The 26,464-nt window shown below is 73.7% G+C and carries 26 protein-coding genes and 1 tRNA gene; 16 read left to right on the plus strand and 11 right to left on the minus strand.

The genetic code is table 11. From position 1 onward, the window contains the following. Positions 1–15: 15 nt before the first annotated feature. Entirely contained in the window at positions 16–462 is a 447-nt protein-coding gene (locus tag OG753_RS39975; RefSeq protein WP_327260113.1) for a hypothetical protein, read from the minus strand. Between the two features lie 549 nt (positions 463–1,011). Here OG753_RS39975 and OG753_RS39980 point away from each other — a divergent pair. The 3 genes from OG753_RS39980 (at position 1,012) to OG753_RS39990 (ending at position 3,441) form a co-directional block, all read left to right on the plus strand. Continuing rightward, positions 1,012–1,467, plus strand: a complete 456-nt coding sequence (locus OG753_RS39980) for a transglycosylase SLT domain-containing protein (RefSeq protein WP_327260112.1) — start codon at positions 1,012–1,014, stop codon at positions 1,465–1,467. 576 nt (positions 1,468–2,043) lie between these two features. After that, positions 2,044–2,592 (plus strand): nuclear transport factor 2 family protein, encoded by a 549-nt coding sequence (locus OG753_RS39985; protein ID WP_405786626.1) that lies wholly within the window; start codon positions 2,044–2,046, stop codon positions 2,590–2,592. Between the two features lie 465 nt (positions 2,593–3,057). Beyond that, on the plus strand, positions 3,058–3,441 hold the full coding sequence (locus tag OG753_RS39990) for a toxin Doc (RefSeq protein ID WP_327260110.1): 384 nt from the start codon (positions 3,058–3,060) through the stop codon (positions 3,439–3,441). On the opposite strand, the gene OG753_RS39995 is transcribed toward OG753_RS39990, so the two are convergent. Further along, a complete protein-coding gene (locus OG753_RS39995) occupies positions 3,438–3,977 on the minus strand; it encodes a hypothetical protein (protein WP_405786624.1) in 540 nt (179 codons plus the stop codon). The genes OG753_RS39990 and OG753_RS39995 overlap by 4 nt on opposite strands. A 192-nt stretch (positions 3,978–4,169) precedes the next feature. On the opposite strand from OG753_RS39995, the gene OG753_RS40000 reads away from it, so the two are divergent. From OG753_RS40000 to OG753_RS40015, 4 genes are all read left to right on the plus strand, one after another. Then, on the plus strand, positions 4,170–5,099 hold the full coding sequence (locus OG753_RS40000; RefSeq protein ID WP_327260108.1) for a class I SAM-dependent methyltransferase: 930 nt from the start codon (positions 4,170–4,172) through the stop codon (positions 5,097–5,099). Continuing rightward, positions 5,096–5,632 (plus strand): hypothetical protein, encoded by a 537-nt coding sequence (locus OG753_RS40005; RefSeq protein WP_327260107.1) that lies wholly within the window; start codon positions 5,096–5,098, stop codon positions 5,630–5,632. The genes OG753_RS40000 and OG753_RS40005 overlap by 4 nt, the downstream gene beginning before the upstream one ends. A gap of 142 nt (positions 5,633–5,774) precedes the next feature. Further along, positions 5,775–6,569: a HisA/HisF-related TIM barrel protein gene (locus tag OG753_RS40010; protein WP_327260106.1), complete on the plus strand. Its 795-nt coding sequence runs from the start codon at positions 5,775–5,777 to the stop codon at positions 6,567–6,569. A 209-nt stretch (positions 6,570–6,778) separates the two neighbouring features. After that, on the plus strand, positions 6,779–7,096 hold the full coding sequence (locus OG753_RS40015; protein WP_327260105.1) for a hypothetical protein: 318 nt from the start codon (positions 6,779–6,781) through the stop codon (positions 7,094–7,096). Positions 7,097–7,235: 139 nt separating this feature from the next. Here OG753_RS40015 and OG753_RS40020 read toward each other — a convergent pair whose 3' ends face one another. The 4 genes from OG753_RS40020 to OG753_RS40035 form a co-directional block, all read right to left on the minus strand. After that, positions 7,236–7,568: a GYD domain-containing protein gene (locus OG753_RS40020; RefSeq protein ID WP_327260104.1), complete on the minus strand. Its 333-nt coding sequence runs from the start codon at positions 7,566–7,568 to the stop codon at positions 7,236–7,238. A gap of 118 nt (positions 7,569–7,686) precedes the next feature. Beyond that, entirely contained in the window at positions 7,687–8,052 is a 366-nt protein-coding gene (locus tag OG753_RS40025; protein WP_327260102.1) for a hypothetical protein, read from the minus strand. Between the two features lie 129 nt (positions 8,053–8,181). Further along, positions 8,182–8,667, minus strand: a complete 486-nt coding sequence (locus OG753_RS40030) for a hypothetical protein (protein ID WP_327260101.1) — start codon at positions 8,665–8,667, stop codon at positions 8,182–8,184. A 55-nt stretch (positions 8,668–8,722) separates the two neighbouring features. Next, on the minus strand, positions 8,723–9,712 hold the full coding sequence (locus OG753_RS40035; protein WP_405786623.1) for a GlxA family transcriptional regulator: 990 nt from the start codon (positions 9,710–9,712) through the stop codon (positions 8,723–8,725). Between the two features lie 72 nt (positions 9,713–9,784). Between OG753_RS40035 and OG753_RS40040 the strand changes: the two genes are divergently transcribed. Both OG753_RS40040 and OG753_RS40045 read left to right on the plus strand, forming a co-directional pair. Beyond that, positions 9,785–11,095, plus strand: coding sequence for an MFS transporter (locus OG753_RS40040; protein WP_405786622.1), 1,311 nt, complete (start codon positions 9,785–9,787; stop codon positions 11,093–11,095). A gap of 91 nt (positions 11,096–11,186) precedes the next feature. Beyond that, positions 11,187–11,939: a DUF4328 domain-containing protein gene (locus OG753_RS40045; protein ID WP_405786621.1), complete on the plus strand. Its 753-nt coding sequence runs from the start codon at positions 11,187–11,189 to the stop codon at positions 11,937–11,939. 51 nt (positions 11,940–11,990) lie between these two features. Here the strand turns inward: OG753_RS40045 and OG753_RS40050 are convergent. Further along, positions 11,991–12,065 (minus strand) — tRNA-Trp (locus OG753_RS40050). Between the two features lie 225 nt (positions 12,066–12,290). On the opposite strand from OG753_RS40050, the gene OG753_RS40055 reads away from it, so the two are divergent. The 4 genes from OG753_RS40055 (at position 12,291) to OG753_RS40070 (ending at position 17,583) form a co-directional block, all read left to right on the plus strand. Continuing rightward, positions 12,291–13,694 carry an SWIM zinc finger family protein gene (locus tag OG753_RS40055; protein WP_405786620.1) on the plus strand — a complete coding sequence of 468 codons (1,404 nt, stop codon included), beginning with the start codon at positions 12,291–12,293 and terminating at the stop codon, positions 13,692–13,694. Further along, entirely contained in the window at positions 13,691–16,357 is a 2,667-nt protein-coding gene (locus tag OG753_RS40060; protein WP_405786619.1) for a DUF6493 family protein, read from the plus strand. The genes OG753_RS40055 and OG753_RS40060 overlap by 4 nt, the downstream gene beginning before the upstream one ends. A gap of 59 nt (positions 16,358–16,416) precedes the next feature. Next, on the plus strand, positions 16,417–17,043 hold the full coding sequence (locus tag OG753_RS40065; protein ID WP_327260095.1) for a maleylpyruvate isomerase family mycothiol-dependent enzyme: 627 nt from the start codon (positions 16,417–16,419) through the stop codon (positions 17,041–17,043). A 162-nt stretch (positions 17,044–17,205) separates the two neighbouring features. Next, complete coding sequence (locus OG753_RS40070; protein WP_405786618.1) at positions 17,206–17,583, plus strand: hypothetical protein; 378 nt, start codon at positions 17,206–17,208, stop codon at positions 17,581–17,583. A gap of 102 nt (positions 17,584–17,685) precedes the next feature. On the opposite strand, the gene OG753_RS40075 is transcribed toward OG753_RS40070, so the two are convergent. Beyond that, positions 17,686–18,654: a transcriptional regulator gene (locus OG753_RS40075; RefSeq protein WP_327260093.1), complete on the minus strand. Its 969-nt coding sequence runs from the start codon at positions 18,652–18,654 to the stop codon at positions 17,686–17,688. A gap of 63 nt (positions 18,655–18,717) precedes the next feature. Here OG753_RS40075 and OG753_RS40080 point away from each other — a divergent pair, with 63 nt between their 5' ends. Continuing rightward, positions 18,718–19,863, plus strand: coding sequence for an epoxide hydrolase family protein (locus OG753_RS40080; protein ID WP_327260092.1), 1,146 nt, complete (start codon positions 18,718–18,720; stop codon positions 19,861–19,863). A gap of 98 nt (positions 19,864–19,961) precedes the next feature. Here the strand turns inward: OG753_RS40080 and OG753_RS40085 are convergent, their stop codons facing one another. Further along, the gene (locus tag OG753_RS40085) at positions 19,962–20,933 is read right to left on the minus strand and encodes a phospholipase (RefSeq protein WP_405786617.1); all 972 of its coding nucleotides are present in this window, start codon (positions 20,931–20,933) and stop codon (positions 19,962–19,964) included. A 374-nt stretch (positions 20,934–21,307) separates the two neighbouring features. Between OG753_RS40085 and OG753_RS40090 the strand changes: the two genes are divergently transcribed. Next, on the plus strand, positions 21,308–23,041 hold the full coding sequence (locus OG753_RS40090) for a PKD domain-containing protein (protein WP_327260090.1): 1,734 nt from the start codon (positions 21,308–21,310) through the stop codon (positions 23,039–23,041). A 75-nt stretch (positions 23,042–23,116) separates the two neighbouring features. Next, positions 23,117–23,443: a hypothetical protein gene (locus OG753_RS40095; RefSeq protein ID WP_327260089.1), complete on the plus strand. Its 327-nt coding sequence runs from the start codon at positions 23,117–23,119 to the stop codon at positions 23,441–23,443. 25 nt (positions 23,444–23,468) lie between these two features. Here the strand turns inward: OG753_RS40095 and OG753_RS40100 are convergent, their stop codons facing one another. Beyond that, complete coding sequence (locus OG753_RS40100) at positions 23,469–24,506, minus strand: PP2C family protein-serine/threonine phosphatase (protein ID WP_327260088.1); 1,038 nt, start codon at positions 24,504–24,506, stop codon at positions 23,469–23,471. A gap of 1,156 nt (positions 24,507–25,662) precedes the next feature. Then, positions 25,663–26,004 (minus strand): HopJ type III effector protein, encoded by a 342-nt coding sequence (locus OG753_RS40105; protein WP_405786616.1) that lies wholly within the window; start codon positions 26,002–26,004, stop codon positions 25,663–25,665. Between the last annotated feature and the right edge of the window lie 460 nt (positions 26,005–26,464).

Here is a 26,464-nt window from a genome sequence, read left to right on the forward strand (position 1 = left end):
GCGAACGCCGGGCTCTCAGGTCTGGCACTGCTTCGTGGCCGCGGGGGACCAGCCGCTCCAGGCGGCGCCGTCGGCCCGGGCGTGTACCCGGATCTCGACCTTCACGGGACCGCACACCCGGGTCGTGCTTCCCACCTCGAGGGGGCCGATCGACTCACCGGCCCGGACATGGGTGCGGCCGCTGCCCACTTTCTCCCAGTGGCCACCGTCGACGACGCGGAAGAACGCCTCGTAGGAGACGTTCAGCCCCTTCGCTCCCGTGTTCCGTGCCCTGATGTGCGCCGTGATCTCCCGCGTGGGGAACCTGCCGGCGGATCCCCGCTGGGCGCTGATGCAGCCGTTGACGGCCACCCGGCCGGTCGACGTCCCCCCGCCGCACGCGACCGCCGCGGCGTGAGCGGGGGCCGGGACGGCCAGCATGGTCAGCGCAGCCGCGCCCAGGACCGTTCCGGTGCGCCTCAAGAAATGCAATGTCCCCATCCTTGTTCTCCGTGCCGTTCTTCCTGGAAGCGACCATGGCCCGCCATGAGGCGCGACGGGCAGGGTTTCCCGGAACCTTCGCCCGGATGGACGCGCGCGCGGGCCGGAGGGTGGCCGCACGCGGCGGGCGGCCACCCGCCCGCCACCGGCCTCAGAGCCCCCCCACGGAGGAGAGACAGCCTCCACTCCACCCATTTCCTTCGATAACTAGGCAATTCGGGCATCGAGATGGCTCCCTCAAAGGGGTACAGCCGGTGACAATCGGTGAGATTCGGGCGTCCCGCTGGTGACCCGCCCCATAGGGCCCACGTCACATACGAACCGGGATAGTAGCCACCGCAGGCCCGATGCCGCGCCTCCCGGGCCCCCGAAGGCCCGTCGGCCCCCGACTGCGAAGGTCCCTAGTAAGCGGGGTCGTTGCCAGGCCGTCGGGGCGTCTGTAGAACTGGATGAGTCGCAAGGCGGCAGGGGTACTTCAGGTACTTCACCCGCCGCCGACGAACCCCTCTCCTTTGCGTGAGTGGCTCACGCATGTCTTCGGCATGCGTGCGACCGCCCTTGTCCCCGTCGGAAGGTCCATCCGTGTCCAACGCCATCATCCGCCGCATCGCCACCTCCAAGAAGGCCCTCGCGGGCACCGTCGTCGCCCTCGGTGTCGCCGGTTCCATGCTTGCCACGGTTCCCGCCCAGGCGGCCCCGATGAGCGCCAAGGCGATCGCGCAGCAGATGATCAAGGACCCGGCCCAGTTCGCCGCCTTCGACAAGATCATCTCGCACGAGAGCGGCTGGAACCACACCGCGACCAACGCCTCCTCCGGCGCGTACGGCCTGGCCCAGGCCCTGCCGGCCTCGAAGATGGCCTCGGCCGGCGCGGACTGGAAGACCAACCCCGCCACCCAGATCAAGTGGGGCCTGGACTACATGAACGACCGCTACGGCAGCCCCGTCGGCGCCTGGAACTTCTGGCAGAACAACCACTGGTACTAAGCCGCCAGCGGACAGCACGCATACGCACGAGCGCCCGGCCGGGACCACCCGGCCGGGCGCTCGTGCGTGTACGCGGCCGCCGCGCCCGCCCGGCCGACGCTCCAGCAGGGCATCACGGACCCGTCCGGCACGAATGCGGGATCCGTACCGGCCGCGCCGGCCGGGACCACGACCGGCCCGGCCGCGGGGACGGCCCCGTGACCACGGCGGACAGCCGCCCGGCGCGGACACGCGCACACCGCGAGGGCACCGGATGCGGCCCAGCCTCGGCGGGCACCGCCATCGGCACCACCGCACCACCCCTGCCGGACGAACGGCATGCGCCCCCGCGGCAGTTGCGGGTGGACACCGGTGGGCAGTGCTGGACAGTCACAGGCCCCTGCCGGGCCTGGAGAGTGGACACCGCCCCGCGTGAGTCTGTGCGCCATGAACGTTGCACGTACTCGGACGGACGAGGCAGCGCCCATGCCCGCGGCCCGGAACGGCTCCCTGCCCGCCCCGTGGCCGAAGGCCCCGCCCCACCTGCCCGGCGCCGTCGCCGGCAGGGCCGCATCCGCCCCTGAAGGAGCATCAACCATGACCTCCCGCACCCTCCGTGCCATGACGGTGCTGACCGCTGCCGCAGCCCTCTGCGGCGCCGCCCCCACCGCCTACGCCGCACACACCACCCCTGCCACCGCCACCGCCGCCGCGTCCTCCGCACAGGCCGCCGACCGGCGCGTCCCGCGGATCGTCACCGCTTGGGCCCGCGCCTGGAACGGCAGCGAACCCCGGGCGCTCGGCGCCCTGTTCACCGCCGACGGCACCTACACCGACGAAGCCGTGGCGGCCACCTTCCGCGGCCGTAAGGAGATCTCGGGGTGGAAGGCCCGCGCCGACTCCCTGATCGACAACGTCCACGTCACCATCCGCACCACCCGCAGCGACGGCAACCGCATCACCGTCCGGTCCGTCTACTCCGGCCACCTCAAGGGCGCCCCCAAGCCCTTCGCCGTACCGATGACCACGGTGATCGACCTCGACAGGCACCACTGCCGGATCGTCTCCAACAAGGACCACTACAGCCTGGCCGCGGTCCTCGCCCAGTCCGGCCTGCCCGCCGACTGGACCCCGCCCACCACCTGACACACCCCCGGGCCGGCCGGGGGCGGCTACCGCACCGCGGCCACCTCCGGCCGGCCCCCCCCAGCGCCCCCGCCCGCTCAGCCGAGCCGATAGTCGAACCCCGGCGCGGGCGCCGCGGAGCACCCCCTGGACCGGGCCGCGAGCGGCGAACAGCCCCTGCACACGGCGGACGTCGACCTCGCCGGACCGCCGGCGGACCGGAAGACGCACCTGCCCCTCGTCCGGGACAGGGCGGCGCCACTGCCCGGCCCGCCGGCCACCGCGCCGGGCACCACCCGCTCCCCGGATCACGGGCCGGGCGGCCGGGCGCGGGTATTCGTAAAGGTATGCACGGATGCATACTTGGGGCATGGCGGATGCGATGAAGGCCGACTCCCGGGCGCGGGACCGTTCCACGGCCGCCCCCGGCGGACCGCTGCCCCCGTCCCGGTCCCTGTCCCCGGGTGCGAGCGGGGCGGCCTGACCTTGGAACTGCGCATCGACATCCGGTGGCTGCTGGACCGTCAGGAAGAACTCCTGGGCGGCAAGAACCTGGGAGTCCTGGACTACTCGGGTCTGGTGGCCGCCGTCGCCCGGCACCGGGTCAACACCCCGTCGTGGGGGACGGACGAGCCCGACGCGTACTGGCGGGCGGCCGCGCTGCTGGAGCAGATCGTGCTCACCCGCCCACTGCCGGCCAGGAACGAGTACTTCGGCTACGGCGTCGCCGTCGCCTACATCAAAGCCTCCGGCCAGGACGTCGACACCGCCTTCGGGCCCTGGCGCGACCTGATCACCGACATCCGCGCCCTGCGCCTGACCGTCCACGACGTCGCCGACCGCCTCCGCTCCCTGCACCCGAACCCCTAACCCTCCCCGAGCAGCGCGTCGACAGGGTCCTGGGGGAGCGGGACCGGCGCCGCCAGGGCCGCGTCGTAGGCCGGGCGCGCGAACACATAGGGCCCCATGGGCAGTTCGCCCCACTGCGGCCGGTGGACCTGGTGGAAGCCGGACCAGGTGACCTCCGTGGCCGTCGCACGGACCGTGGCGGACAGGGGCCAGCAGGCGTCGATCCCGCAGCGGCAGCCCAGGAGGTACAGGGCGCCGGGGTCGCCGTCGAGGAGCTCCGGCTGCGCCCCGCCCAGGAAGTGGGCCCGGGCCAGGGCGCCGTCGGCGTCGTCGAAGTACAGCGGGGCGTGCTGGCGCAGCAGGAACTCCTCGCGCTCCTGCGGGGTGTCGTCGTCCTCCTCCTCGAGCTCCCGGCCCCACAGCGCGCGCGTCGCCTCCGCCACGAGGACGCGCAGGTCGGTGCCGTCGACCCGGATGCCCCAGGCGGTCAGGTGCGGGTAGTCGGGGCAGGGGTGGTGCAGGAACTCGACTTGGTGCGGGGCGCTCGGCAGACTCATGCGCCCCATCCTGCGGCGCCCGCCCGACCGGCTCCACCCATATACCGCCACGACGGGCAGGGCACCGGCACCGCGCGGGCCCGGCACCGCGTGGACCGGGCCGCGCGCCGAACGGGCACGGCCGGACCGGGCCGGGGTGAGGCGGAACGGGCCGGGGTGGGGGCGGAACGGCAGCGGTTAGGGTTCACGATCGTGCCGCACCTCGAGATATCCGACCTGATCACCGCCACGGACCCGCGCACCGGAGCGCGCCTGCCCGTGCGCAGGGCCGAGGTGGTGCACCGCCTCCGCGAGGCCGGCGACCGGCACGCCGCCCGCATCGTCGCCCGGCTGCCCGCCGACCGGCACGACGTGCTCGACCCCCACGCCGTGGACCGCCTCATGATCGGCGTGCACACCGAACTGCAGCGGCTCAGCGAGGAACTGCGCCTCGGGAAGCGGCTCGTCCACATCCTCGGCCCGGTCTTCGAAGCCGTCCGCGCGACAGCCACCGGCCGGCTGCGCCTGGTCGACGTCGGTTCCGGCCTCGGATACGCCGTGCGCTGGCTCGCCGCCCACCACTCGCTCGGCCCGGACGTCGAACTCGTCGGCGTGGACCTGGACGCCGCCCTCGTCGGCGAGGCCGCCCGGCTGGCCCGCGCCGAGGGCCTGGACTGCCGCTTCGTCCACGGCAACGCCTTCGACCTGCCGGAGGCCGCCACCGTGTACGTGTCCACCGGTGTGCTGCACCATTTCCGCGGCCCCGACCTCGCCGGGTTCTTCCGGGCCCAGGCCGCCTCGCCCGCCCTCGCCTTCTGCCACTTCGACATCGCCGCCACCCGGCTCGCGCCCATCGGGGCCTGGGTGTTCCACCGGTCACGGATGCGCCACCCGCTCGGCCGCCACGACGGTGTCGCCTCGGCCCGCCGGGCACACACCGACGAGACCCTGCTGCAGGCGGCGGCCGCGCCGGGGATGCGGCCGCTGCTCTACGAACCCCGGGGCCTGGCCAACCCGTTCTGCACCACCCTGCGCCCCGTCATCGGGATCCGGCCCGAGCTGGAGGCACCGCTGCGCCGGGCCATGGGCCGCTCCGCACGCCGCCTCGTGGGCCCCGAACACCTCGCCGGAGCGGCGCGGTGACCCCGCAGGACGCGGCACCGGCCCTGGCCGTGACCCTCACCGCGCTCGGCCTGGTCGACTCGGCCTTCAGCGGCTTCCGCGCCCACGCCGGGCGGGACGCCAGGATCCGCAAGCACCGCGCCGTCGTACGGGCGACCCTGCGCGGCCTGGCCGTCGGAGCCGGCCTGCTGCTCGCCCCCGTGCTCACGGCCGGCGCCGTCCTGCTGGCCGCCGCCGACCGCGACCGGACGTACGCGGCACTCGCCGAGGGCGCCATCGGATTCCTCGTCCCCCTCGCCTGCTACACCACGGCCGTCCTGCTGTCGCTCGCCGCGTACCTCGTGCTGCCGTTCCGCGCCAGCACCCTGGCCCTGGTGGCCGGCCTCGGCCCCCTGACCCTGCTGCGCCCGCTCGTCCTGGCCGCCGCCTGCGCCGGAACCCTCGCCTCCGGCGGCGGCGCGCCCGCACTCCTGGTCGGCGCGGCCGCGGGCGCTGCCGTCCTGTGCGTCGAACCGCTCGTGCACCGCCGCTGGTACGCCGCCCCGCAACGATGACCCGCCCCCGCGCGGACGGGCGGGCCACCGGCCGGGCCGCGGTGGCGGGTTCGCGCCGTATACGCCCGGCCCGCGTGCTCCTACGGTGCGGGCGGAGCAGGCGGGGGTTCCCGGCTGGACGTACGAGAGGGACGGTGGTGGGATGTCGCGCCTTTCGAAGGACGCGGTCGCAGTACAGCAGGCCGGTACCGGTACCGGGTTCGAGTTGTTCCCCTCGGTGCACGTGGCCGGCGGCCGGGTGGTGCACCTGGTCGGGGACGGCCAGGTGCCGGAACCCGACCGCAGCGATCCGGTCGCGGCCGCGCTGGCCTTCCAGGACCAGGGAGCCACCTGGCTGCACCTGGTGATGGCCGAAGAGGACGACGGGGGCTTCGACCTCCCGCAGGCCCGCCGCATCATCGAGGCCCTCACCATCGACGTCCAGCTCATGTGCCGGTCCGGCGTCCACGACACGGCCACCCTCGAACGGGTCCTCGCCACCGGATGCGCCCGCCTCAACCTCGGCCGCAGCGCGCTGACCGACCTCCCCTGGTGCGCCGAGGCCATCGCCCGGCACGGCAGGCGGATCGGCGTCAGCCTGCCCGTCCACCTGACCGGTCACGGCCCGCGCCTGGCCGGGCCGGGCCGGGGCACGGACGCCGGCGACCTGTGGAAGGCGCTCACCGTTCTCGACGAGGCCGGCTGCACCCGCTACGTGGTCACCGACGTCAGCCGGGAGGGCAGCCTCTCCACCCCCAACCTCGAACTCGTCGCCGAGGTGTGCCGCCGCACCACCGGCGGCGTACTGGCCGCCGGAGGCATCGCCACCCTCGACGATCTGCGCACGGTCGCCGCGCTGGCCCCGCACGGAGTCGACGGCGCCCTCATCGGCCGCGCCCTGTACTCGGGGGCCTTCACCCTCGCCCAGGCACTCGCCTGCGTGGCCACCGGCCCCTAGCTAGGGGGTGTCCTGCCGATCACGCAGGGCTCGGCCTGATCGACCAGATACCCCCCAGCGGACCCCGGGCGCGGTCCGGCCGGACCCGCGCCCGGGAGGCTGCGCCGTACGGATGGACTCGGGCCGTACGGCGGCGGGTACGGGGTCTCGGCGCGCGAAGCGGCCTACCTTCGCACTGCTCCCACACCCCTCCACGAAAGGCAGTACCCGTGCGATCGATCCGTTGCGCCCTGACCGCTCTCGCCGCCGGTGGCATCATCCTGGCGGGCGCGTCCGCGGCCTCCGCCGACGACGCCTTCACCGTCTACGCACCGGTGACCAACACGTACTCGATCGTCTTCGGTGACTTGAGCCAGGTGGCCGGCGACGACGTCTTCAACGCCGGCCGCGACAACACGGTCGGCTCCCACAACGGCGCGGCCCCGGCCGGGGACATCGGCATGGCGAGCCTGCCCGGAACCCAGATCATGAGCAACGAGGCCCTGATGCGGGCTGCCGGCCAGTGGACCGGCAACATCGGCAATTAGCCCCCGCTACCGGACACGGATGCAGGCAGGAAGGGGCCGCCGCCCCGGACGGGGCGGCGGCCCCTTCCCGTGCCCCGCCGTCCGGCGGCCCGGACCCATCAGCTCCCGTCAGGGGAGGCCGCTCGCCCCGGGGCCCCGGTCACCCCGGCTCGCCGGGGGGCCGGTAGCCGATCTGCCCGGCGCTGCGCAGGGCGTCCAGGGTCTCCTCGACGGTGAGGAGCACGGTCGTCTCGAACGAACTGAGCGCACCGCCTCCGCTGATCGCCAGCGAGACGGCGGCCATCGAGACGTTGTCGGGGGCCTCCCACAGGTTGTAGCCGTCGTGGGTGCCGAAGGCGTACCAGAAGCCGTGGAGCTTCCCGCCGACCGACTCGATGTAGGACCGGGCGGCCTCCGCCCGGTCCTCCGGATGACCGATCAGCCGCGCCCAGGTCTGGGGCGTGTAGCTGAACCTCGATAGATAGAGCGGCATCGTGTCCCTCTCTCGTTTGGTCGAGAGGTGCCCGCGGCGGGCCGCACAGGAGCGGGGGAGCCCCCGGAGTCCCCCGAACAGCTGGGCACGACAACCGCCACGGCCCACAACCGACGGCCTAACGGCCGCCGCGGTGCTCCCTGAGGTGCAGCGCGAGTCCGGCGGCGGCCGCCGCGGCCACGACGCCGGCCGCCATGAAGCCGTTGCGCGAGCGCCAGGACAACACCGACCAGCGGGACTGCGCCGACAGCACCGAGCCCGTGCTCAGCCAGGAAGCGGCGGACAGCATGGACAGCGAGGACCCGATGGACGCGGCGCAGAGCGCGCTGCCCACGGATCCGACGGACAGCACCGACCCCACCGAGCCGATCGACAGGACCGACCCCACGGAGCCGATCGACAACACCGAGTCCTTCGACCAGAGGGAGAGGGCGGACCCCTTCCCCCGGTACCACGAGCCCGCCAACGCATCAGGTTCGGTCACGGGCCCATCCTGACAGGGACCGGGGGAGCCCGCCGGTATCGGCGCCGGGCAACCCGCACGACTACCGGTCGCGCCAGTCCGCCAGTCCGCCAGTCCGCGAGCCCGCGAGCCCGTGCGCCCGTGCGCCGGTCAGGCCGCGGCCGCAACCACGTGCGCGTTGTCGACGTACAGGCACAGCGCGCCGTCCTGCGGGCACCTCAGGCCGACCGAGATGCTCCGTACCGCTCCGTCCTGCGCGAACGAGAGCGCGACCGCGACCTGGAACACGCCGTCCCCTGCGGGGCATTCGGGCAGGTCCGACGGCTCGAAGCCCGGCCCCGGCGAGGCGGGCGGCAGCGGGACCCCGGACGGCGCGAGCGTCCACGGGTACGCCGCCGGGTACACGTCCCCGTCCGTGATGCCGACCGGTATGCAGCAACCCACGCAGAAACACTCGCCCTTGGCGACCTCGAACCCGTCCGCCCCGCTGCCGCACAGCTCGCACGAGACGACCAGCACCTCGACACGCCCGCCCGGCTCCGCACGGGCGGCATCGCGCACCATGCGCACGACCTCCTCGGGCCCGGCGCAGGGCCGCCCCGCAGCTCCGGACGTCCACACGGCTTCATGATCCATGGTGGGGATCCTCGCACGCGGGCCCGGCCGGACCGCCGCCGCGCCACCCGGCCCGCTACCCGGCCCGCTCCGCGCGAAAGGCACGCCGGTAGGCGGCCGGTGTGGTGCGCACGGCCTCGTGGAAGCGCCGGCGCAGATTGACCGCCGAGGACAGACCGACCCTGCGCGCGATGGTCTCCACGGGCAGGTCCGTCTCCTCCAGCAGCGCCCGGGCCGCGGCGATCCTGCGGTCCAGCAGCCAGCGTCCGGGACTGATGCCCAGCTGCTCGGTGAAGCGCCGGGTCAGCGTGCGGGCCGAGACCTGCGAGCGGACCGCCATCTCGGCGACACTGACCGGCTGGTCGAGCCGCCCGCCCAGCCACTCCAGCAGCGGGGCCAGCGAGTCGGTCACCGGTCCGGAGGTGGGCAGTTCGGCGTACTGCAGCTGGCAGCCCTCGCGGTGCGGCGGCATCACCATCCGCCGGGCGATCCGCATCGCGTACGCGGCGCCCTGGTCGACACCCACCAGGTGCAGGCACAGATCCACGCCGGCCGCGGACCCGGCGCTGGTGGAGACGTCGCCGTGGTCGACGTAGAGCACCGCGGGGTCCACCCGTACCTGCGGGAACCGGGCGGCCAGTCCGGCGGCCTGCGCCCAGTGGGTGGTGGCCCGCCGGCCGTCCAGCAGTCCGGCGGCGGCGAGCACGAAGGCGCCCGAGCAGATGCCGACGATCCGGGCGCCGCGCCGGTGGGCCCGGCGGACCGCCGCGACCACCGCCCCCGGCACCTCGGTGCCGGCCGGCTGCTGCCAGCCGGGCACCAGCACCGTGTCCGCACCCTCCAACGCGTCCAGGCCCGCGGTGACCAGCATGTCGTAGCCGGACCGGGTGCGCACCGGGCCGGGGTGCTCGGTGCAGACCCCGAACGCGTAGCGGGCGGGGATCTCCGGGCCGTGGTCGCCGAACACCTCGGCCGCACAGGCCAGCGGGAACGACGACTGCGGGGGCTGAAGCAGGGCCACGACCCTGTGCAGCGCCGGGGACGTGGGCAGCGAACGCGGCGTCATGGCGGGAAAGTACCCCATCATGTCGTTCAGGACACTGGGGACGGGGGATTGGTCCAGTCCAATATCGGTGGTGTGACCGCCACTCAGACCCCGACCGGCCGCCGGCCCGATCCACTGGCCACCCGGCCCCCGTTGTGGGACCGCCGCTTCACCCTCTACTTCACCGCCCGCGCGGTCTCGCTCCTCGGCGACGCGATGATGCCGGTCGCCGCCGCACTCGCCGTCGGCGCCCTGTACGGGATCTCCGGCGTCGGCCTCGTCCTCGGTACCTGGACCGGGACGTTCGTCCTCCTCGTCCTCTTCGGCGGGGTCCTCGCCGACCGGTTCGGCGCCCGCCGGATGATGGTCTGCGCGGACCTCGTACGGGTACTCACCCAGGGGATCCTGGCCGCTGCCTTCTTCGCCGGGACCCCGCCGTTCTGGCTGCTGGTGACCATGGCGGCACTGGCCGGTGCGGCCGTCGCCATGTTCCTGCCGGGCGCGAACGGGATGGTCCCGCTGGTCGCCCGCGAGCCGCAACGGGCCAACGCCACCCTCAAGGTGGCCGACGCGCTCGCCCACCTGCTCGGCCCCGCCCTGGCTGGCCTGCTGATCACCCTGACCAGCGCCGGCACCGTGTACGCGATCGACGCCGGCACCTTCCTGCTCAGCGGCCTGTGCCTGACCCTCATCCGCCTCACCCCCGCCGAGCCCGCCGAGCCCACCGTCGACGCGCCCGCGCCCGCCGCGGCCGACGCCGACTCCCGCGCCCGCACCACCGGTTCGCTCCGCCGCGACCTGCGCCAGGGCTGGCAGGCATTCCGCGCCCGCACCTGGATGTGGGCGGTCATCCTCATCTGGATGGGCTACGGCGTGCTGGTCTTCGGCCCCCTGGTACCGCTCGGCTCGGCACTGATCGGCGCCCGCCTCGGCCCGGACGCCTACGGCCTCGCGGTCTCCTGCCTCGGCGCCGGAACGGTGCTCGGCGGCCTGCTGGCACTGCCCCTGCGCCCCGCCCGCCCGCTGGCCGCCGGCACCGTGGCCATGGCGCTCTACACCGCACTGCCGCTCTGCATCGCGCTGGACGCCGGCCTGCCGGCGCTGCTGGCGGGCCACGTACTCGGCGGCGGCGCCATGGCGTTCTGGTCGGTGATGTGGGCGACCAGCGTCCAGACCCACACCCCGCCCGCCCTCCTCAACCGGGTCACCGCGTACGAGCTCGCCGGATCGGTCTCCGGGATCGCGCTGGGCCAGATACTGGCGGGACCGGCCACCGCACTGGCCTCCCCGGGCCGGCTGCTGCTGGTGTCGGCGGGCGCCTGCCTGGCGGGCAGCGCCGCACTGTGCGCGATCCCCGCGATCCGCACCCTCCGCCGCACCACCGGCCCGGAACAACGGGTGTGACGGGGGCGGACCTGCTGACGTAGGTTCCTCCTCGGCCCGCCCCGTCCGGCGCGCGCCTCTTCATGTTCCGCACCCGTGGGGGTTCCTCAGCATGCCCGCAACTCCGGCCACTCCACCGGCCCCGCCCCCGGCACAGGGCCCGTACGCCGTGCCCGACGCGAGGGGCGGACGGCTGCGCGCGCCCGTGGGCCTGGCCACCGCGCTGACCGTGCTCTTCGCGCTGGTCATCGCCTCCGACGCCTGCACCCTGTACGCCGACTGGAACCTCCACTCGCTCATGGAACGGATGCTGGCCGATTCCGCCGCGGTGAGCGACGCCGAGCTGGACCGCGGCACCAGGCTGACCGGCCTCGCCGGCACGGTCCACGGCAATGCCGTGATCGTGACGGGCATCGTCTTCATCATCTGGTTCCACCGGGTGCGCACGAACGCCGAGGCCTTCGCCCCGGGTGCGGACAAACTCAAGACGGGCTGGGCCATCGGCGCCTGGTTCATCCCGTTCGCCAACCTCTGGCTCCCGTACCGGATCGCCGTCACCACCTGGGGGTCGAGCACGCCCTCCGCAGCCGACGGAGGCTACCGCCGCTTCCCGTTGACCCTGGTCAACCTCTGGTGGGGCCTCTTCGTGCTGTCCAAGCTCCTGGGGTGGTACGGCGGCCGGGCCTACAGCAGTGCCGAGAGCGCCGAGGCCGTGCGCGACGCAGCCCTGACGATGCTGGCCGGTGACGCCTTCGACCTCGTGGCCGCCGTCCTCGCCGTACTGTTCGTCCGCAGACTGACGGCCATGCAGCACGCCAGGGCCGCACAGGGACCCGCCGCCGCAGCGGTCCAGGGAGGACTCTGACACCGGCCGGATCATCCGCAGGAGGAACGCCGGCCACCGCACGGCAAGAGGCGGAGCCGACCGGATTCGAACCGGCGTCCTCGCGGTTTTGGAGACCGCGCGCGTCGACCTCTGCGCTACGGCTCCGCCCGCCCGGGATGGTAACGGCGCAGCTCCGCAGGCGACAGCGGAGAACTCCTCCAGGATCCTTTCCGTGCAGGACCACGCTCCGCACACGGCACGCACGCCACCCGGCGGCACCGACACCCCGGCGGCCGCGCCCGGTTCGCGGCCCGCCCGCGCCAAGGAAGTTCACCGCGTCAGCCACGCGGGCGCACGGCGTTGTCAGTGGCTCCGCCTAGCTTCTGCGACATGACGCGGACCGCACACACCTTCGCCTACGCACGCCCCTCCTCCCTGACCGCCGCAGACGCGGGCCAGGCCCTCAACCTGGAGACGGCGTCAGGCCTGACCCCGACCGGCACCGATGCCCACCCCCAGTTCTTCGCCGGGTTCCTGAGCGCACCTCAGGCGGCCGCACGGGCCCTGCTCGCCGTCGCGGACGTGGCCGCGGCCCGCTACTACCAGCGCACCCTGCGCGCCTCCCTCGACCCGGTGGTCACCGGCAACGGCGACCGGCTGCGCTTCGAGTCGTTCTCCGGCTGCTGCGGGGTGTACGCCCGGCTCGACGTGCTGCCCGACGGCCTGCGCGGCGCCGACACGGGCCACGGCACGACCAACGTCGACGTCAACAACCCGCTGCGCGAGGCACTGTCCCGGCTCAGCGGTGACGACCCGCTGCACCTGCGCGTCGGCCCCGACGCCATGGCGGTGACCACCCTGGACGGACCTCTCGTCGAGAAGAAGGTCCCGCTCCCCGAGCGCTGGCTGCGCGGCTTCGCCGAATCCCAGGCCGTCACCACCGGCTTCGACCTGCGGGCCGAACTCGGCGCCGCCGAAACGGCCCGCTTCCTGCGCTCCCTGCCGCGCACCGCGACGGGCGGCGGGGCCGCCGGCGGCGCCCTGTGGGTGGTTCCCGCGGGCCGCACACTGCGCCCCACGACCCGGCCGGTGCCCGGCGCGGTCTGCCTGCCCGGCCCCGAACGGCTCGCCGCCTTCCAGCGGGTGCTGCGCCACGCGACCGGCCTGCGCGTGTACGGCCCCGCACCGGACGGCGCGGGCCCCACCGCCTCCGCGTGGGAAGTGGGCCTGCCCGGGATGCGCCTCACCCTGACCCTGTCACCGGAGGCCGGCCGCGGGTTCTCCGGTGAGGGCGGTGTCCTGGAGGCCCTCGCCACCGACGCGGCCGCCGAGGACGCCGAACTGATCTCGGTCCTGCTCGCCTGGGAACCCCGTATCGATCCGGCCGACCTCGCCGGCCAGTCGGGGCTGCCCGTGGACCGCGTACGGGCGGCCCTCACCCGCCTGGGCACCGCCGGCCGGGTCGGCTACGACGTCGCCGAAGCCGCGTACTTCCACCGCGAACTGCCCTACGACGCCCGGCGCGCCGAGCGCCACAACCCGCGGCTGGTCGCCGCCCGCGCCCTGCTGGCGGCGGGCGCGGTCACCCTGGAGCACCCCGGCACCGCCGTGGTGGCTTCCGGCGAACGCCGCTACCAGGTCCGCGAGTCGGGTGGCGCACTCAGCTGCACCTGTCAGTGGTGGGCCGACTACCGGGGCCGCCGCGGCCCCTGCAAGCACGCACTCGCCACCCGCATGGCCCTGCGGGCCGCCCACCCCACCACCACCCCCGCCCCGTCCGGAGCCGCACGATGACCGCCACCGCCACCGCCACGCCCGCCCCCGCGGCCACCACCGCCGATGTCCTCGCAGCCGTACGGGCGGGCCGCACCGCCCGACTGCCCGCACTCCTCCAGCCGCTGGAGCCCGCCGAACGCAGGGTCCTGCTCACCGAACTGAAGGAGCTGCGCCGCGAACTGCGCGCCTCGCGCTGGGAACGCTGGCGGGAACGGGACCTGATGAGCCCGGCCCTGGCGGTCGCCGGAGCCGCCTGCACCACCGGGGCGGCGGCCGCGGCCGCCTGGATCGGCGCCGCCGACCTGCGCCGCTGGAGGCCGCAGCCGCCCACCGCCGCCCTGCTCGACGTACTCTCCGGCCACGACCCGCAGTGGCTCGGCAAGCTCGCCCACCGGCTGGCCGACCGGCCCACCACCGCCGAGCAGGACTACCCGCTGATCAGCGCACTCGTCCGGCTCGCCGGCTGCGAGACACCCACCACCGACGGCTGCGTCGAAGGCTGGGCCGCGGCCGTGGGAGCCACCGGCTCACCGCTCGTGGACGCCCTGCGCCGCGACCCCCACATCACCGCATTCGCCCCACGGCTGTTCGAGACCGCCGAACCGGTCCGGGCCCTCGAACGGCGCTGGGAGACGGCCGACCACAACCAATGGCCCGGCGCACTGGCCGTCCTGGCCGACGAGGGGTGCCTGGACCGCGCCGCCCTCCTGGACGGGTGCACCGCGAGACTGCTGCGCGGCGGCAAGCCCGCCCACCTGAAGCCCTACCAGGCGATCCTGGAAGCGCTCCGTCCGACCGCCGAGGAGGAACGGGAGCGGGCCGCCGACTGGATCGCGATGGCCGCCGACGCCCCCTCCGCCGTCGCCGGGACCGCCCAGCAGACCCTGGCCCGGGTCGCGGCGGCCGGCCACCTGACCCCCCGCATGCTCGCCGAAATGTCGGGCGCCGTCCTGTTCCGCACCGAGAAGAAGCTGGTCCGCGCACAACTCGTACTCATCGGCAGGGAACTCACCCGCGACCCGTCCGCCGCCCCCGAGCTGCTGCCGGAGCTCGGCGAGGCCTTCGGGCACCCGGACACCGACATCCAGGAACGGGCCCTGAAACTGGCCGCCGCGCATCTCACCGACGATCCCGTACTGCGCGACGAACTCGCCGACCGGGCACAGCTGCTGAGCCCGCTCCACCGGGCCCGCGCCGTGGAACTCCTCGGAGCCGCCGCCGCTCCCGCCGCAGCCACCGCCCCCTACGAGGAAATCCTGCCGCCGGTCCCCGTCCCCGCACCGCTCGCCCCGTCCCCCCGGACGGTCGCCGAGACCGTGGAACTCCTCGCCGCCGTCGTCAACTCCCGTACCGCGGGCGTCGAGGAGTTCGAGCGCGCCCTCGACGCACTGGTGCGGCACTCCCACCGCGACCGTGCGGCCCTCGCCCAAGCCCTGCGTCCCGCCCTGGCGGGCCGCTGGTGGCTCGACCCCGAACAGTCCCGCCACTACACCCAGGAACTCCCCGGCCTCGAACACGTCGCCGCCGCCATCATGGACATGCCGCCGACGGCCGAGGCACAGCCGGCGCTCGCGTCCTGGCGCGCCGACTGCCACCACACCGGCCTCCACAGCGCCCTCCACGCCCGTGTGAGCGAGGCCGCGCACCGCATCATGACCCGGCCCCTGCCCTTCCTGCTCGCCACGCCCACCGTGGAGACCGGCTCCCTCGACGCCCGGGTACTGGTCGCCCGCCTGGCCGAGTACGGCCGCCTCGGCGAGGACCCCGCCCCGGCCGACTTCGCCCAGGCCCTGCTGCGGGTCCGCCGGGACCCGGCCGTCGCCCCACAGGCCGCCGCCCTCGGCACGCCCGAGGGCGACCGCCTCGCCGCCTGGCTCGGCGCCGCCGGACAGCCGGTGCCCGTCACCCGCCGCACCGCGCCCACGGTGCAGTACCGGTGGGGCGGCCGGACACCCGCACGCCTCGTGATGGACACCGCACAACGCACCACCGTGGTACGCGAGTTCCCGCCCCCCTTCCACGAACTGGCGCGCGCCCGCACCGCGGACGACCGCTGCTGGGACGGCGGCGGGGACACCGCCCTGCTGCTCTCGGTGCTCCCCGAGGACCGGGAGACCCTCGCCGCCTGGGGCCTGCCGGCCGTCATCGCCGACGCCGTCCACGAAGGGCGCGCAGGCTCCGCACAGCTGCCCCTGCTCGCCGCGGCCGGCGGGCCCGCCGGCCCGGCCCTGCACCTGGCGGTCGCCACCGGACTCGGCGCCCGGCACCCCGAGGACCGGCTGCGGGCCGTGGACGCGCTCCTCACCCTCGCCGCCCGCGGCGACCTGGACGCCGTACGCCTCGGCGGTGACCTGGCCGACCTGATCGGCCTGGGCACGGTCAAGCCCAACCGGCTCGCCGACTCGCTGCGCACCGCCGCCGCGACGGGCGCCTACGCGACCACCTGGGCCGTACTGTCCGCCGCACTGCCCGCCCTGCTGACCGGCACCGCCGATCCGCGCGGCGCCGGAGACCTCCTGGCGACGGCCGCCGAATGCGCGGAGCAGTGCGCAGCGACGTCCCCCCAGCCGGCCGGGCTCGCCGACACCGCGGCCCGCGGCGGCAGGTCCCGCCTGGTCACCCAGGCCGCCCGGCTGCGCGACGCCCTCCACCGCAACGCGCAGACGCCGGCCGCGCACTGACGGATGTCCGGGCCGCCGGGCCCTGCCCGGCGGACACTGTGAGCGACGAAGGGAAAACCATGGTGGAAGACGTCTGGCGGATGGTGCACGCCGAACGGGCGGCCCTGATCGAGGACCTGGAGCGCCTGGGTCCCGAGCAGTGGCGGCAGCCGTCGCTCTGTGAGGGGTGGACCGTGCACGACGTGGTCGCCCATCTGGTCGACACGGCCCGCACGACGCGCCTGGGCTTCGTGACCGGACTGGTCCGGGCGCGCTTCGACTTCGACCGGCAGAACGCCCGCGGCGTCGAACACGCACGCGGGGCCACGCCGCACGAGACCCTGCAGCGGCTGCGCGAGGCGGCCCCGCGCACGTCGACCCCACCGGCGCCCCTGGACAGCCGCCTCGTCGAGGAGATCGTGCACGGTGAGGACATCCGACGGCCCCTGGGGCTCACCCGCCGCTACCCGCAGGAGGCCGTCGTCAGGGCACTCAGGCTGCAGACACGGACCCCCGCGTCGTTCGGCGGGGCCAAGGAGCTGGTGACGCGCGTCCGTCTGACGGCCAAGGACGCCGACCTGGCGATCGGTTCCGGACCGGAGGCCAGAGGACCCGCGCTCTCCCTCCTGATGGCGGTGGCGGGCCGCCGGGTGGCCCTGGACGACCTCACCGGCCCGGGCGTCGCGGCGCTCGCCGAAGGGGGCTGAGGCGACCGGCCGGCTGGGGCGACCGGCCGGCCACGGGGAACGGCGCCGCGGGGGGACCGGCGGCCCGGGAGCGGCGGCCCGGGGAACGGGGCCCGGGAAGTGGCGGCCCGGCGAGAAGGAAATCCCTGGGACCGTCCCGCCGGGCCGCGTACGCTCCGCCGTATGCCCCGCTCCTCGAACAAGCCCCGCCGGCTCGTCGCCGACGGGCGGACCTACATGTGGACGGTCCGCCACGGCCACCACGTGCCGGAGAACGGTGGCTGCCGCAAAACCCTCACCCTGCACGCTCAGCCGCCGGGCACCGGCGGCCTGCTGCGTTTCGTCTTCGACGAGGGTCCCACCCGGTACGTCTCGGGGTTCACCACGGGATCGGGCGAGGTGGGAGAGGTCGGCGTCGGCGCCCTGAACCTGCACGAACCGGGCACCGTACGGGTCCTGCTCGACGCGGCGCTGGCCCGCGGGTGGCAACCGGGGGAGCGGCGCGAAACGAAGGCCGACGGCTGGTCCTTCCTCGGGACGGCCGTCGCCGCACGCGGCTGAGCCCGTTCCCGCCCGCCCGGAGCCGGAGGCCGCAACGCCGCACCCGACGCCCGGCCCCGCACCCGACGCCCGGCCCCGCACCCGGCGCCCGGCTCGGCCGCCTCAGCGGAGCGGCGGCGTCGAGCGGGCACAGCGCTCCGCGAGCAGGCGCAGATGGGTGACCAGTTCCTCCGGCCCGGTGACGTCGAAGTCGCAGTCGAGCATGCCCAGATGGACGGCGAGGGTCTGCACCGTGTCGGCACCGGTCATCAGGACACAGCTGTCGGCGTCGATCGCCTCGACCGTGCCGACCGCGGGGTTGATCCGCTCCAGCACCACCGCCGCCGGAGCGTGCACGGTCACCCGCGCCCGGTAGCGCCACGCGGCGCCCGACACCCGCCGGGAGACGTACGCCGCGAGGTCGCCGTCGGGCGCCTCGCGCGGGGCGAAGCGCGGCCCGGCCGGGGTACGGGGCCGGATCCGGTCGGCCCTGAAGGTCCGCCAGTCCTCGCGCTCGACGTCCCATGCCACCAGGTACCAGCGCCGTCCCCAGTTCACCGCCCGGTACGGCTCCACGATGCGGCGGGTGGACGCCCCGGCGTGGTCCAGGTAGTCGAAGCGCAGCCGTTCCCGGTCGCGGCAGGCGGACACCAGGACGGTCAGCACCTCCGCGGAGACGGCAGGCGCCGGACGGTCGGCGGGCACGGCCACCGTGTACGCCCGCAAGGCCCGCACACGCCTGCGCAGACGCGAGGGCAGCACCTGCTCGAGCTTGGCCAGCGCCCGCAGCGAGGTCTCCTCGGTGCCGGGGACAGTGCCCTGCGCAGCGGTGTGCAGGGCGATCGTCACCGCGACGGCCTCCTCGTCGTCGAGGAGCAGCGGGGGCATCACCGCCCCGGCGCCCAGCCGGTAGCCGCCGGTCGTGCCGCGCGTGGCGTCCACGGGATAACCGAGCTCACGCAGCCGGTCGATGTCGTTGCGGACCGTCCGCCCGCTCACCCCCAAGCGCTCGGCCAGCTCGGACCCCGGCCAGGACCGAGCGGTTTGCAGCAGGGACAGCAGACGCAGCAGACGCGCGGAAGTATCAAGCATGAAGCCCAGCCTGAAGTGTCATTAGGAAGGCACCGTGCCTATATCGAGAATATCGTTCTACCCATGGAGACCAGCAGCAACACCGACGCCCGGATCCGCCCCTACCGCATCGACATCCCGCAGGCCGAGCTCGACGACCTGCGCGACCGGCTGGGGCGCACCCGCTGGGGCAGCGAGATCCCCGGCGCCGGCTGGAGCCGGGGCGTGCCGGGCGACTACCTCAAGGCCCTGGCCGCGTACTGGGCCGACGGCTTCGACTGGCGCAAGGCGGAGGCGGAGCTCAACGAGTTCCCCCAGTTCACCACCGAGATCGACGGCCAGAACATCCACTTCCTCCACGTCCGTTCGCAGAACCCGGCGGCCGTCCCGCTGCTCCTGCTGCACGACTGGCCCTGCTCGTTCGTCCAGTTCGTCGACGTCATCCGGCCGCTGGCGCAGGACTTCCACGTCGTCGTGACCTCCACGCCGGGCACCGGCTTCTCCGGCCCGCTCGGCGAGGCCGGCTGGAACACCGGCCGCATCGCCGCCGCGTTCGTCGAGCTGATGAGCCGGCTCGGACACGACTCGTACGGCGTCCAGGGAACGGGCGGCGGAGCCTGGATCGCCGCCGAGATGGGGCGCCGGGCCCCCGACCGGGTCATCGGCATCCACGTCAACGGCCTGATCACCTTCCCCTCCGGGGACCCCGCCGAATGCGAGGGGCTGACCGCCTCCGAGCAGGAACGCCTCGCCCGGCTGGAGGAGTTCCAGCAGGACCGGATGGGCTTCAACGCCATCCAGTCCACCCGCCCGCAGACCCTCGCCTACGGCCTGCACGACTCGCCGGTCGGCCAGCTCGCCTGGATCGCCGAGAAGTTCAAGGAATGGACGGACCCCGCCGCCGAACTCCCCGAGGACGCGGTGGGCCGCGACCGCCTGCTGACCAACATCAGCGTCTACTGGTTCAGCGGCACGGCCGGCTCCTCGGCGAACCTCTACTACGAAGCGGGCCACGACGCGAGCGCCTGGGCACCGAAGCCGCGCGGCACCGTCCCCACCGGCGTCGCCGTCGTCCTGAACACCGATGTCGCCATCCGCCGGTTCGCTGAGCGGGACCACCGCATCACCCACTGGAGCGAGCTGGAACACGGGGGCAACTTCCTCGCACTGGAACAGCCGCAGGCGTACCTCACCGACGTCCGCGCCTTCTTCGCCACCCTCACCGGCTGACCGCCCCCGCGGGGACCCGCCCCCGCGGGCGCCGGGCGCGACCGCGACACCGTGCACCGGATACGGGCCCGGCCGGTGCACGGCATCGTCGTGCTGCCCTAGCCGAACAGGCGGTCACCGGCGGTCGCCATCCGATGGGTACCGCCGTGGCGGTTCACCCAGTCGCGGACGAGGCCGATGGAATGGGCGCACTGCCAGCCGCCGTTGTAGTCACGCACCCCGGTGAAGGCCCCGTAGCCCGCGATGATGCCGTCCACCCGCCCGTCGCCCAGCAGCTTGTCGACGTACCACGGATCGTTGTACGTGGTCGTCCAGGCCAGGGTGGCCGCGAGGGCCCCGCTGTCACGGTCCGCGGCGCCCTTCTTCAGCTCCGCGCACGTGTAGTACGTGGGTTCCGTGCAGTTGCCGAACCCCTTGGTGATGTCGCTGTCGCCGTAGTCCATCACCCGGCGGCCGGCCGGGAACCCCGGACCGGACCGGTTGAAGGCACCCTGGACCCGGTCGCGGGTCCCGGTCGTCGTGATCCCCTCCAGACCGCCGAGCCTGCCCTCCAGACTCCTCCACCCCCGGCCGCCGACGTCCGGGTCGCTGCCGCCGTGGTACTCGTAGAACCCGTAGAGCACCGGGATCCCGGCGGCCGTCAGCCGCTGCGCCTTGTCACGCAGTCCCGCGACGCTGCATCCGCGGTTCTCCCGCTCCCCGCAGTAGTTCGGGTCCTTGATGTCCAGCCAGACCAGCGCCAGCCGGCGTCCTGCATTCGCGTGGGCGAGAATGCGGTCGATCATGCTGTCGAAGCTGGGGCCCAGCCGGTTGTCACCGGCCGATGAACAGTCGTGCCAGGCCCGCCATTCGTTCGGGTTCCACCAGGCGCAGACGTCCATCTCGATGCTGTTGGCCCCGTGCGCGAGCGCGGCGTCCACACCGCCCAGGGTGTCGACGCGGTGCGCGATGGCATAGACCGGGTGACGCTGATCGGCTGCTGCCGCCGGGGCCGCGCCGAGAGCGGTGGCGCCGATGACGGCGCACAGGGCCGCGATCAGCGCCAGGAGCATCCGTGGGCAAGCGGTCAAGGAAACACCCCGTCATGTCGGTGTCCGAATCGGGCGATCGGCATCATTCATCGCATGCCGCATGCGATGAATGCATCATGAACGAAACCCGGTGAAGGGCGCCCCCGGGCGGCCCGCGAGTGGCGAGAAACCGCTTCCGCGGCGACGGGGCGGCCGCCACGGCCGCCGGTGCCGGCCGGCGCCTGCCGGCCGGGCGTGCCCGGCCCGTTCCGGCGGCTTCCTGTCGATCACAAACCGCACAGCCGGTAAAGCCTTGGCCCCTATGGAGTGAATCCCGACAGAACCCCGCGACCCTTGGCCGGAACCTTCCATACGGTGGCCCCTCTTCGCTCATCACCACAACTGGGGGGCCGGTGCGCAACCACCGACTCGTAATGACCGCTGCCCTCGTGGCCGCCGGTCTCGGCATCATCCCGGGCACCGCGCAGGCGGCGGATCCCGTACCCGCCGCGGCCGGTGTGGCCGAGGCGATAGCCGAGGCATCCACCTCCAAGGGCTTCCACAGCCCGGCCGACCGTACGATCCGTACCGCCCTGCCCGCCGCCACCGCCGCGGGCAACGGCAAGGCGAACGCCAAAACCGCCGCGCCACAGACCGCACAGGCCGCACAAGCCCCGCAGACGGCGCAGGCCGCACAGGACGGGCCGGCCGCACTGGACGCGGGAGCCAACCCGACCCTCGCGGTCGACGTCAGCGGCACCAGCTACACCGCACACGGCATCGAGCTCACCACTCTGATCACCAGCGCCGACTTCGCACTCGGCGTCGTCATCGACTGGGGCGACGGGAAGACCGACACGCTCACCGCCCAGGGCACCGCCGAGCTGCACCACTCCCACACGTACGACAAGTCCGGCGAGTACCAGGTCAAGGTGACGGTGACCGACACCGCCAACGCCGTCCAGGCCGTCAACGGAGGCGCCTTCCTCACCCCCGGCTCCGACTTCACCCCGCACACCCCGACCCGGCTCCTCGACACCCGCTACGGCACCGGCACCGGCGCACCCGCGGCCAAGGTCCCCGGACAGGGCTCCGCCCGGGTCAAGGTGGCCGGCAACGCCTCCGTCCCGGCGGGCGTCACCGCCGTCGCCCTCAACGTCACGGTCACCGAGACCGTCGACAGCGGCTACGTGACCGCATGGCCCGGCACCGGCTACGACCGCCCGGGCACCTCCAACCTGAACTACACGGCCGGCCGGTCCGTCCCGAACCTGGTGATCGTGCCGGTCGGCGAGGACGGGTACGTGGAGCTCTACAACGGCGGCGGACAGCCGGTCGACCTGATCGCCGACGTCACCGGCTACTTCACCCGGGCCCAGGCCGCCGGCTACACCTCGATGGCGCCCGCCCGGTTCGTGGACACCCGTAAGGGCCTCGGCACCGGCACCGCCCCGGGCAAACTCGCCGCACGCAGCGCGTTCACGACCCGGATCAGCGGCCTGAACGGGGTGCCCGAGGGCATCACGGCCGTGGCGCTGAACGTCACGGTGACCGAACCCCAGGGGACGGGCCACCTGACCGCCTACGGCGACGGGCCGGTCCCGACGGCATCGAACCTGAACTTCGTGACCGGCCAGACGGTCGCCAACGCCGTGATCGTGCCGGTGGCCGCGGACGGGACGATCAAGGTCTTCAACGGGGCCTGGATGCCGGCCCACGTGGTCGTCGACGTCGTCGGCTACTACAGCAAGGACAGCAAGGCCGCCTTCCTGCCCTTCACCCCGTTCCGCACCCTCGACACCCGCGAAGAGGCCTACGGCTGGCCCGGCGGCCGGTTCCGGGCCCGCGAGTACATCACGCAGGGGTTCACACCCGAGGCCGCGACGGGTGTCGAGGCGTACGTACTGAACACCACCGTCACCGAGACCGGCGGAGACGGGTTCCTCTCGGTGGAGCCGAGCCCCTACCCGCTGCCGGCGCCCGGCGAGAGCGCCGCACCCGCCGCACCGCGCCCCGGCACCTCCACCCTGAACTGGACGGCCGGCGCGATCGTCCCGAACCTGGTGCAGGCCGGCGACGGCGACCACGGCGTCATCACCTTCTGGAACCAGGGCTACCAGGACGCCGACCTGGTGCTCGACGTCTTCGGCGTCTACCAGTCGAAGTGATGCCCGGGGGGCGGCCCGCCCGAGCGCGCCGCCCCCTGCAAGCCCCCACCGGCCCGGCCGTCGTTGAATGGCGGCATGGTCAGACGCAAGAAGGTGAAGAGGAAGCGCCCCGTCTTCGGCATTCCGAAGGGGATCGTCCTGCTGGCGACGCCGGAGGGCTGGCGCACCAGCATCCTCACCGTGGAAGGCGGAATGCTCTGCGGCCGCCTGGACGTGCCCACCGGCACCGGACCGCAGGAAGCACGGGCCGCGGCGGCGGTGATGGTGAGGGAACTCGCGCGCCACTTCCACGACACCGAGACCGAGGTGAAATGGGATCCGCCCCGGGAGCCCTGGTCATGGACCGCCCGGATCACCCCCACCGCCGGGAACGCACCTGCTTCGCCGGACACCGAAGACTGAACCGAACGGCAGACCCGGGCAGGGCTCAGGGCCTGCACAGCCGTACGGCGAGGGCGGCGATGTCGTCGTCGAGACCTCCTCTGCTGTAGTCGAGAAGGTCGCGGTGAAGGGCCGTGAGCAGCTCACGGGGCGGTGTCGGGGGCTGTCGGCGCATCCAGGCCGCCAACGGGAAGAACTCGCCGTCGCGGGCGCGGGTCTCGGCGATCCCGTCGGTATAGAGAAGCAGCAGGTCATCGGGGGCGAAATCGAAGGTGTCGACGTTGTAGTGGTCGCCGATCAGCTCCGCGAGACTCAGCAGCGCCGAAGGATTGGTGGGCTCCAGGAAACGGACCTTCCCGCCGTTCAGGAGCAGCGGCGGGGGATGCCCGCAATTGAGGATGCCGATACGTCTCCCCTCGTGCGGGATCTCGACGAGAAGGGCGGTGGCGAACCGCTCCATCGGCCCCTCGGGTGGAAAGGCGGCGTTGTAGCGGGTGCTGCTGGCATCCAGCCGGCGCGCGACGTTGACCATGTCCTTCTCGCTGTAGGCGGCCTCCCGGAAGGCATTGACGATCGCCGCGGCCGCCCCCACCGCCGGCAGGCCCTTGCCCCGCACGTCACCGATGAGCAGCCGCACCCCGAAGGGCGTGTCGACCACCTCGTAGAAGTCCCCGCCGATGCGTGCCTCGGCCGCGGCCGCCAGGTACAGCGCCTCGATCTCGATACTGCCGAAGCGGCGGGGCATGGGGCTGAGCACCACCTGCTGCGCCGCGTCGGCGACGAGCCGGACCTGGAAGAGGGTGCGCTCCCGCTGGAGCCGGACGTGGCTTCCGTACGCGGCCGCCACGGTGACCGCGATGATCCCCGAGGCCGTCCACCACGTCCCCAGATCGGGGAAGACGAAGCCGAGGCCGATCATCAGAAGGAGGCAGACCGTCCCGAGCAGAACGGTGGGAAGCACCGGCCACATGGCGGCGGCGAGGGCCGGCGCTGCGGGCAGGAGACGGCTGAAGGCCATTTCCGGAGGAGTGGCGTAGGCCAGGCTGGCGATGACGACGGTCAGGATGACCGGCGACAGCCGCACAAGTCTTCCCGGGCCGGGGCGCCGGCGGAGCCGCGGCCGTCCAGACTCGATCACACTTCACAGAATATCTACGTAATGAGGGCATAGCGCTCTGACGATCAGAGCCGGCCGCCTGCCCCGGATCGCGGGGCCGCCCGGCCGCCGGCCGTCGCATCGAGCCCTGCAGGCAGGCCGACCAGGCAAAACGCCTGACATCCGCCCCCCCGGCCCCCGGGCGGAGCCCCGGGGTTTCCGCAGACCGGAAACCCCGAAGCCCGCCCCGGAACCGGGCCCCGGCGCGAGAACCCGGACGGGGCTCCGGCCCCACCGCGGAAATCCGACCCGCGGCCAGCCCCACGACGTCCACGCACACCCGGTCCGCTGCGTACCGGCCCGGAGAACGTCCGTACCGGCCCGGAGAACGACGACGCCGGGCCCGACCGCCCCAGGCAGCCGCCCACGGCCCGCAGGCCGCCCCGCACAGCCCCCGCGGCGCTCCGCGGCCGCGAGCGGGCCGGCGAGGGGGCCGGCGAGGCGGCGACAGGCCTGGGTTCAGCGACGAGGCCCGAGCGTCGGCAGCCCACCGGAGACCGTCCGCACACTGCGGCCCGTGCTCTTCCTGTCCGCGGCCCGTCTCGCGGCAGGCAACGCACCGGCCATGCTCCGCAGCCGGCCCGCGGCTCCTGTGTCGCCGGCGCTTTCACACGCGGCAGCAGCACACCGCATGGCGGCCTGTGTCTGCCGCACCAGAAGGTCCCGGTGCGTCTCGAGGAAGCCGGTGACGCGCACAGCACCGGGAGCTCCGCGAACACACAGATGCAGCCGCTCCGGCCGGCCCGGCGGGGCGGGGGCGACGTAGAGGCGGGCAGTGCTCTCACCCGTGGCGATCGCACCGATCGCCGCAAGCGTCTTCTCGTCGCCGGGCATGAGGACACGCTCGTACCGACCGGGACTGCAGGGAGTCAGCGACGCTTCCGCCACCTGCCGGCCGCTCCATCGCACGCGCATCCCGACGCCCGGCTCCAGAGGAATTCCGCGGCGGGGACGACAGCCGAGAGGAGTTCGCGGGCCGCGCCGCGGATCGGCACGTATGTCAGGCGCAGGCGCAGGCGCAGGCGGTCGGCGGCGGGCGCGCGGGGAAGGCCGGGACCGCCCCGTTGCCGGTGCCGTCGTTGTTTCAGCTCCTCCGGGTCAACGGCTGCCCGGCGAAGCGCACCCCTGCCAGGCCATGGGCCATGAGGTTGCGGATGTTGCTGTGATCGGTGTCGTTCGGCGTTGCCAGCACGCTGCGGTAGTGCTCGCCGAACGCCTGCAGTGCTTCCTGGTCGCTCAGTCCTTCCAGCAGGGCCAGTGCCAGCGTCTTGCAGGAACCCTCGTTCTCACCTGCCGCGTTTTCCTGTTCACCGTTGCGGAATGCCTGCGGCTGGTATTCGAAATGCGCGGTGACGAACGCCAAGGTGTCGGCGAACTCGTGTTCACCTGACGCCAGGCTTGCCCGCAGCGAGTTCAGATCGGTCATGTCGGACTCCTTGGGTTGAACAGACGCTCCGATTGCCGTCCGTGACCGGGGGACGATACCCCCCTTCAGCCAGCCGGCAGGAATCCCGCCACATACCGGAACGCGCGGCATCTCCGCAGGTCACGATGTGTGCGTCGGTGTGCCCCGCCGAGAGCCGGTTTCGGTCCGGGCACGCACCGTCCAGGCGTACCGGGGCGCCCCGCACGCGCGGCCGGGGTCGGACTCTCGAGGGCCCCCGCTCCTCTCCGGAGCGTCCCGTTGGCCGTCAACTGCGGAGCGGGCAGGCCGCACGGAGCTCTCACGTACGCCGGTCGATGGTCACCGAAGTGCCGGAACTAGCCTGTGTCTGCGCCGGAACATGCCGCTCCGGTATATCGCGCGAGGTGGGGGACGTATGGGCAGGACCGTGGGCTGGGGCCGTGGCGCAAAGTGGGCTGCGGCCGCGGCACTTGTGACCGCA

This window comes from Streptomyces sp. NBC_00029, from assembly GCF_045160505.1.
GTDB lineage: Bacteria > Actinomycetota > Actinomycetes > Streptomycetales > Streptomycetaceae > Streptomyces.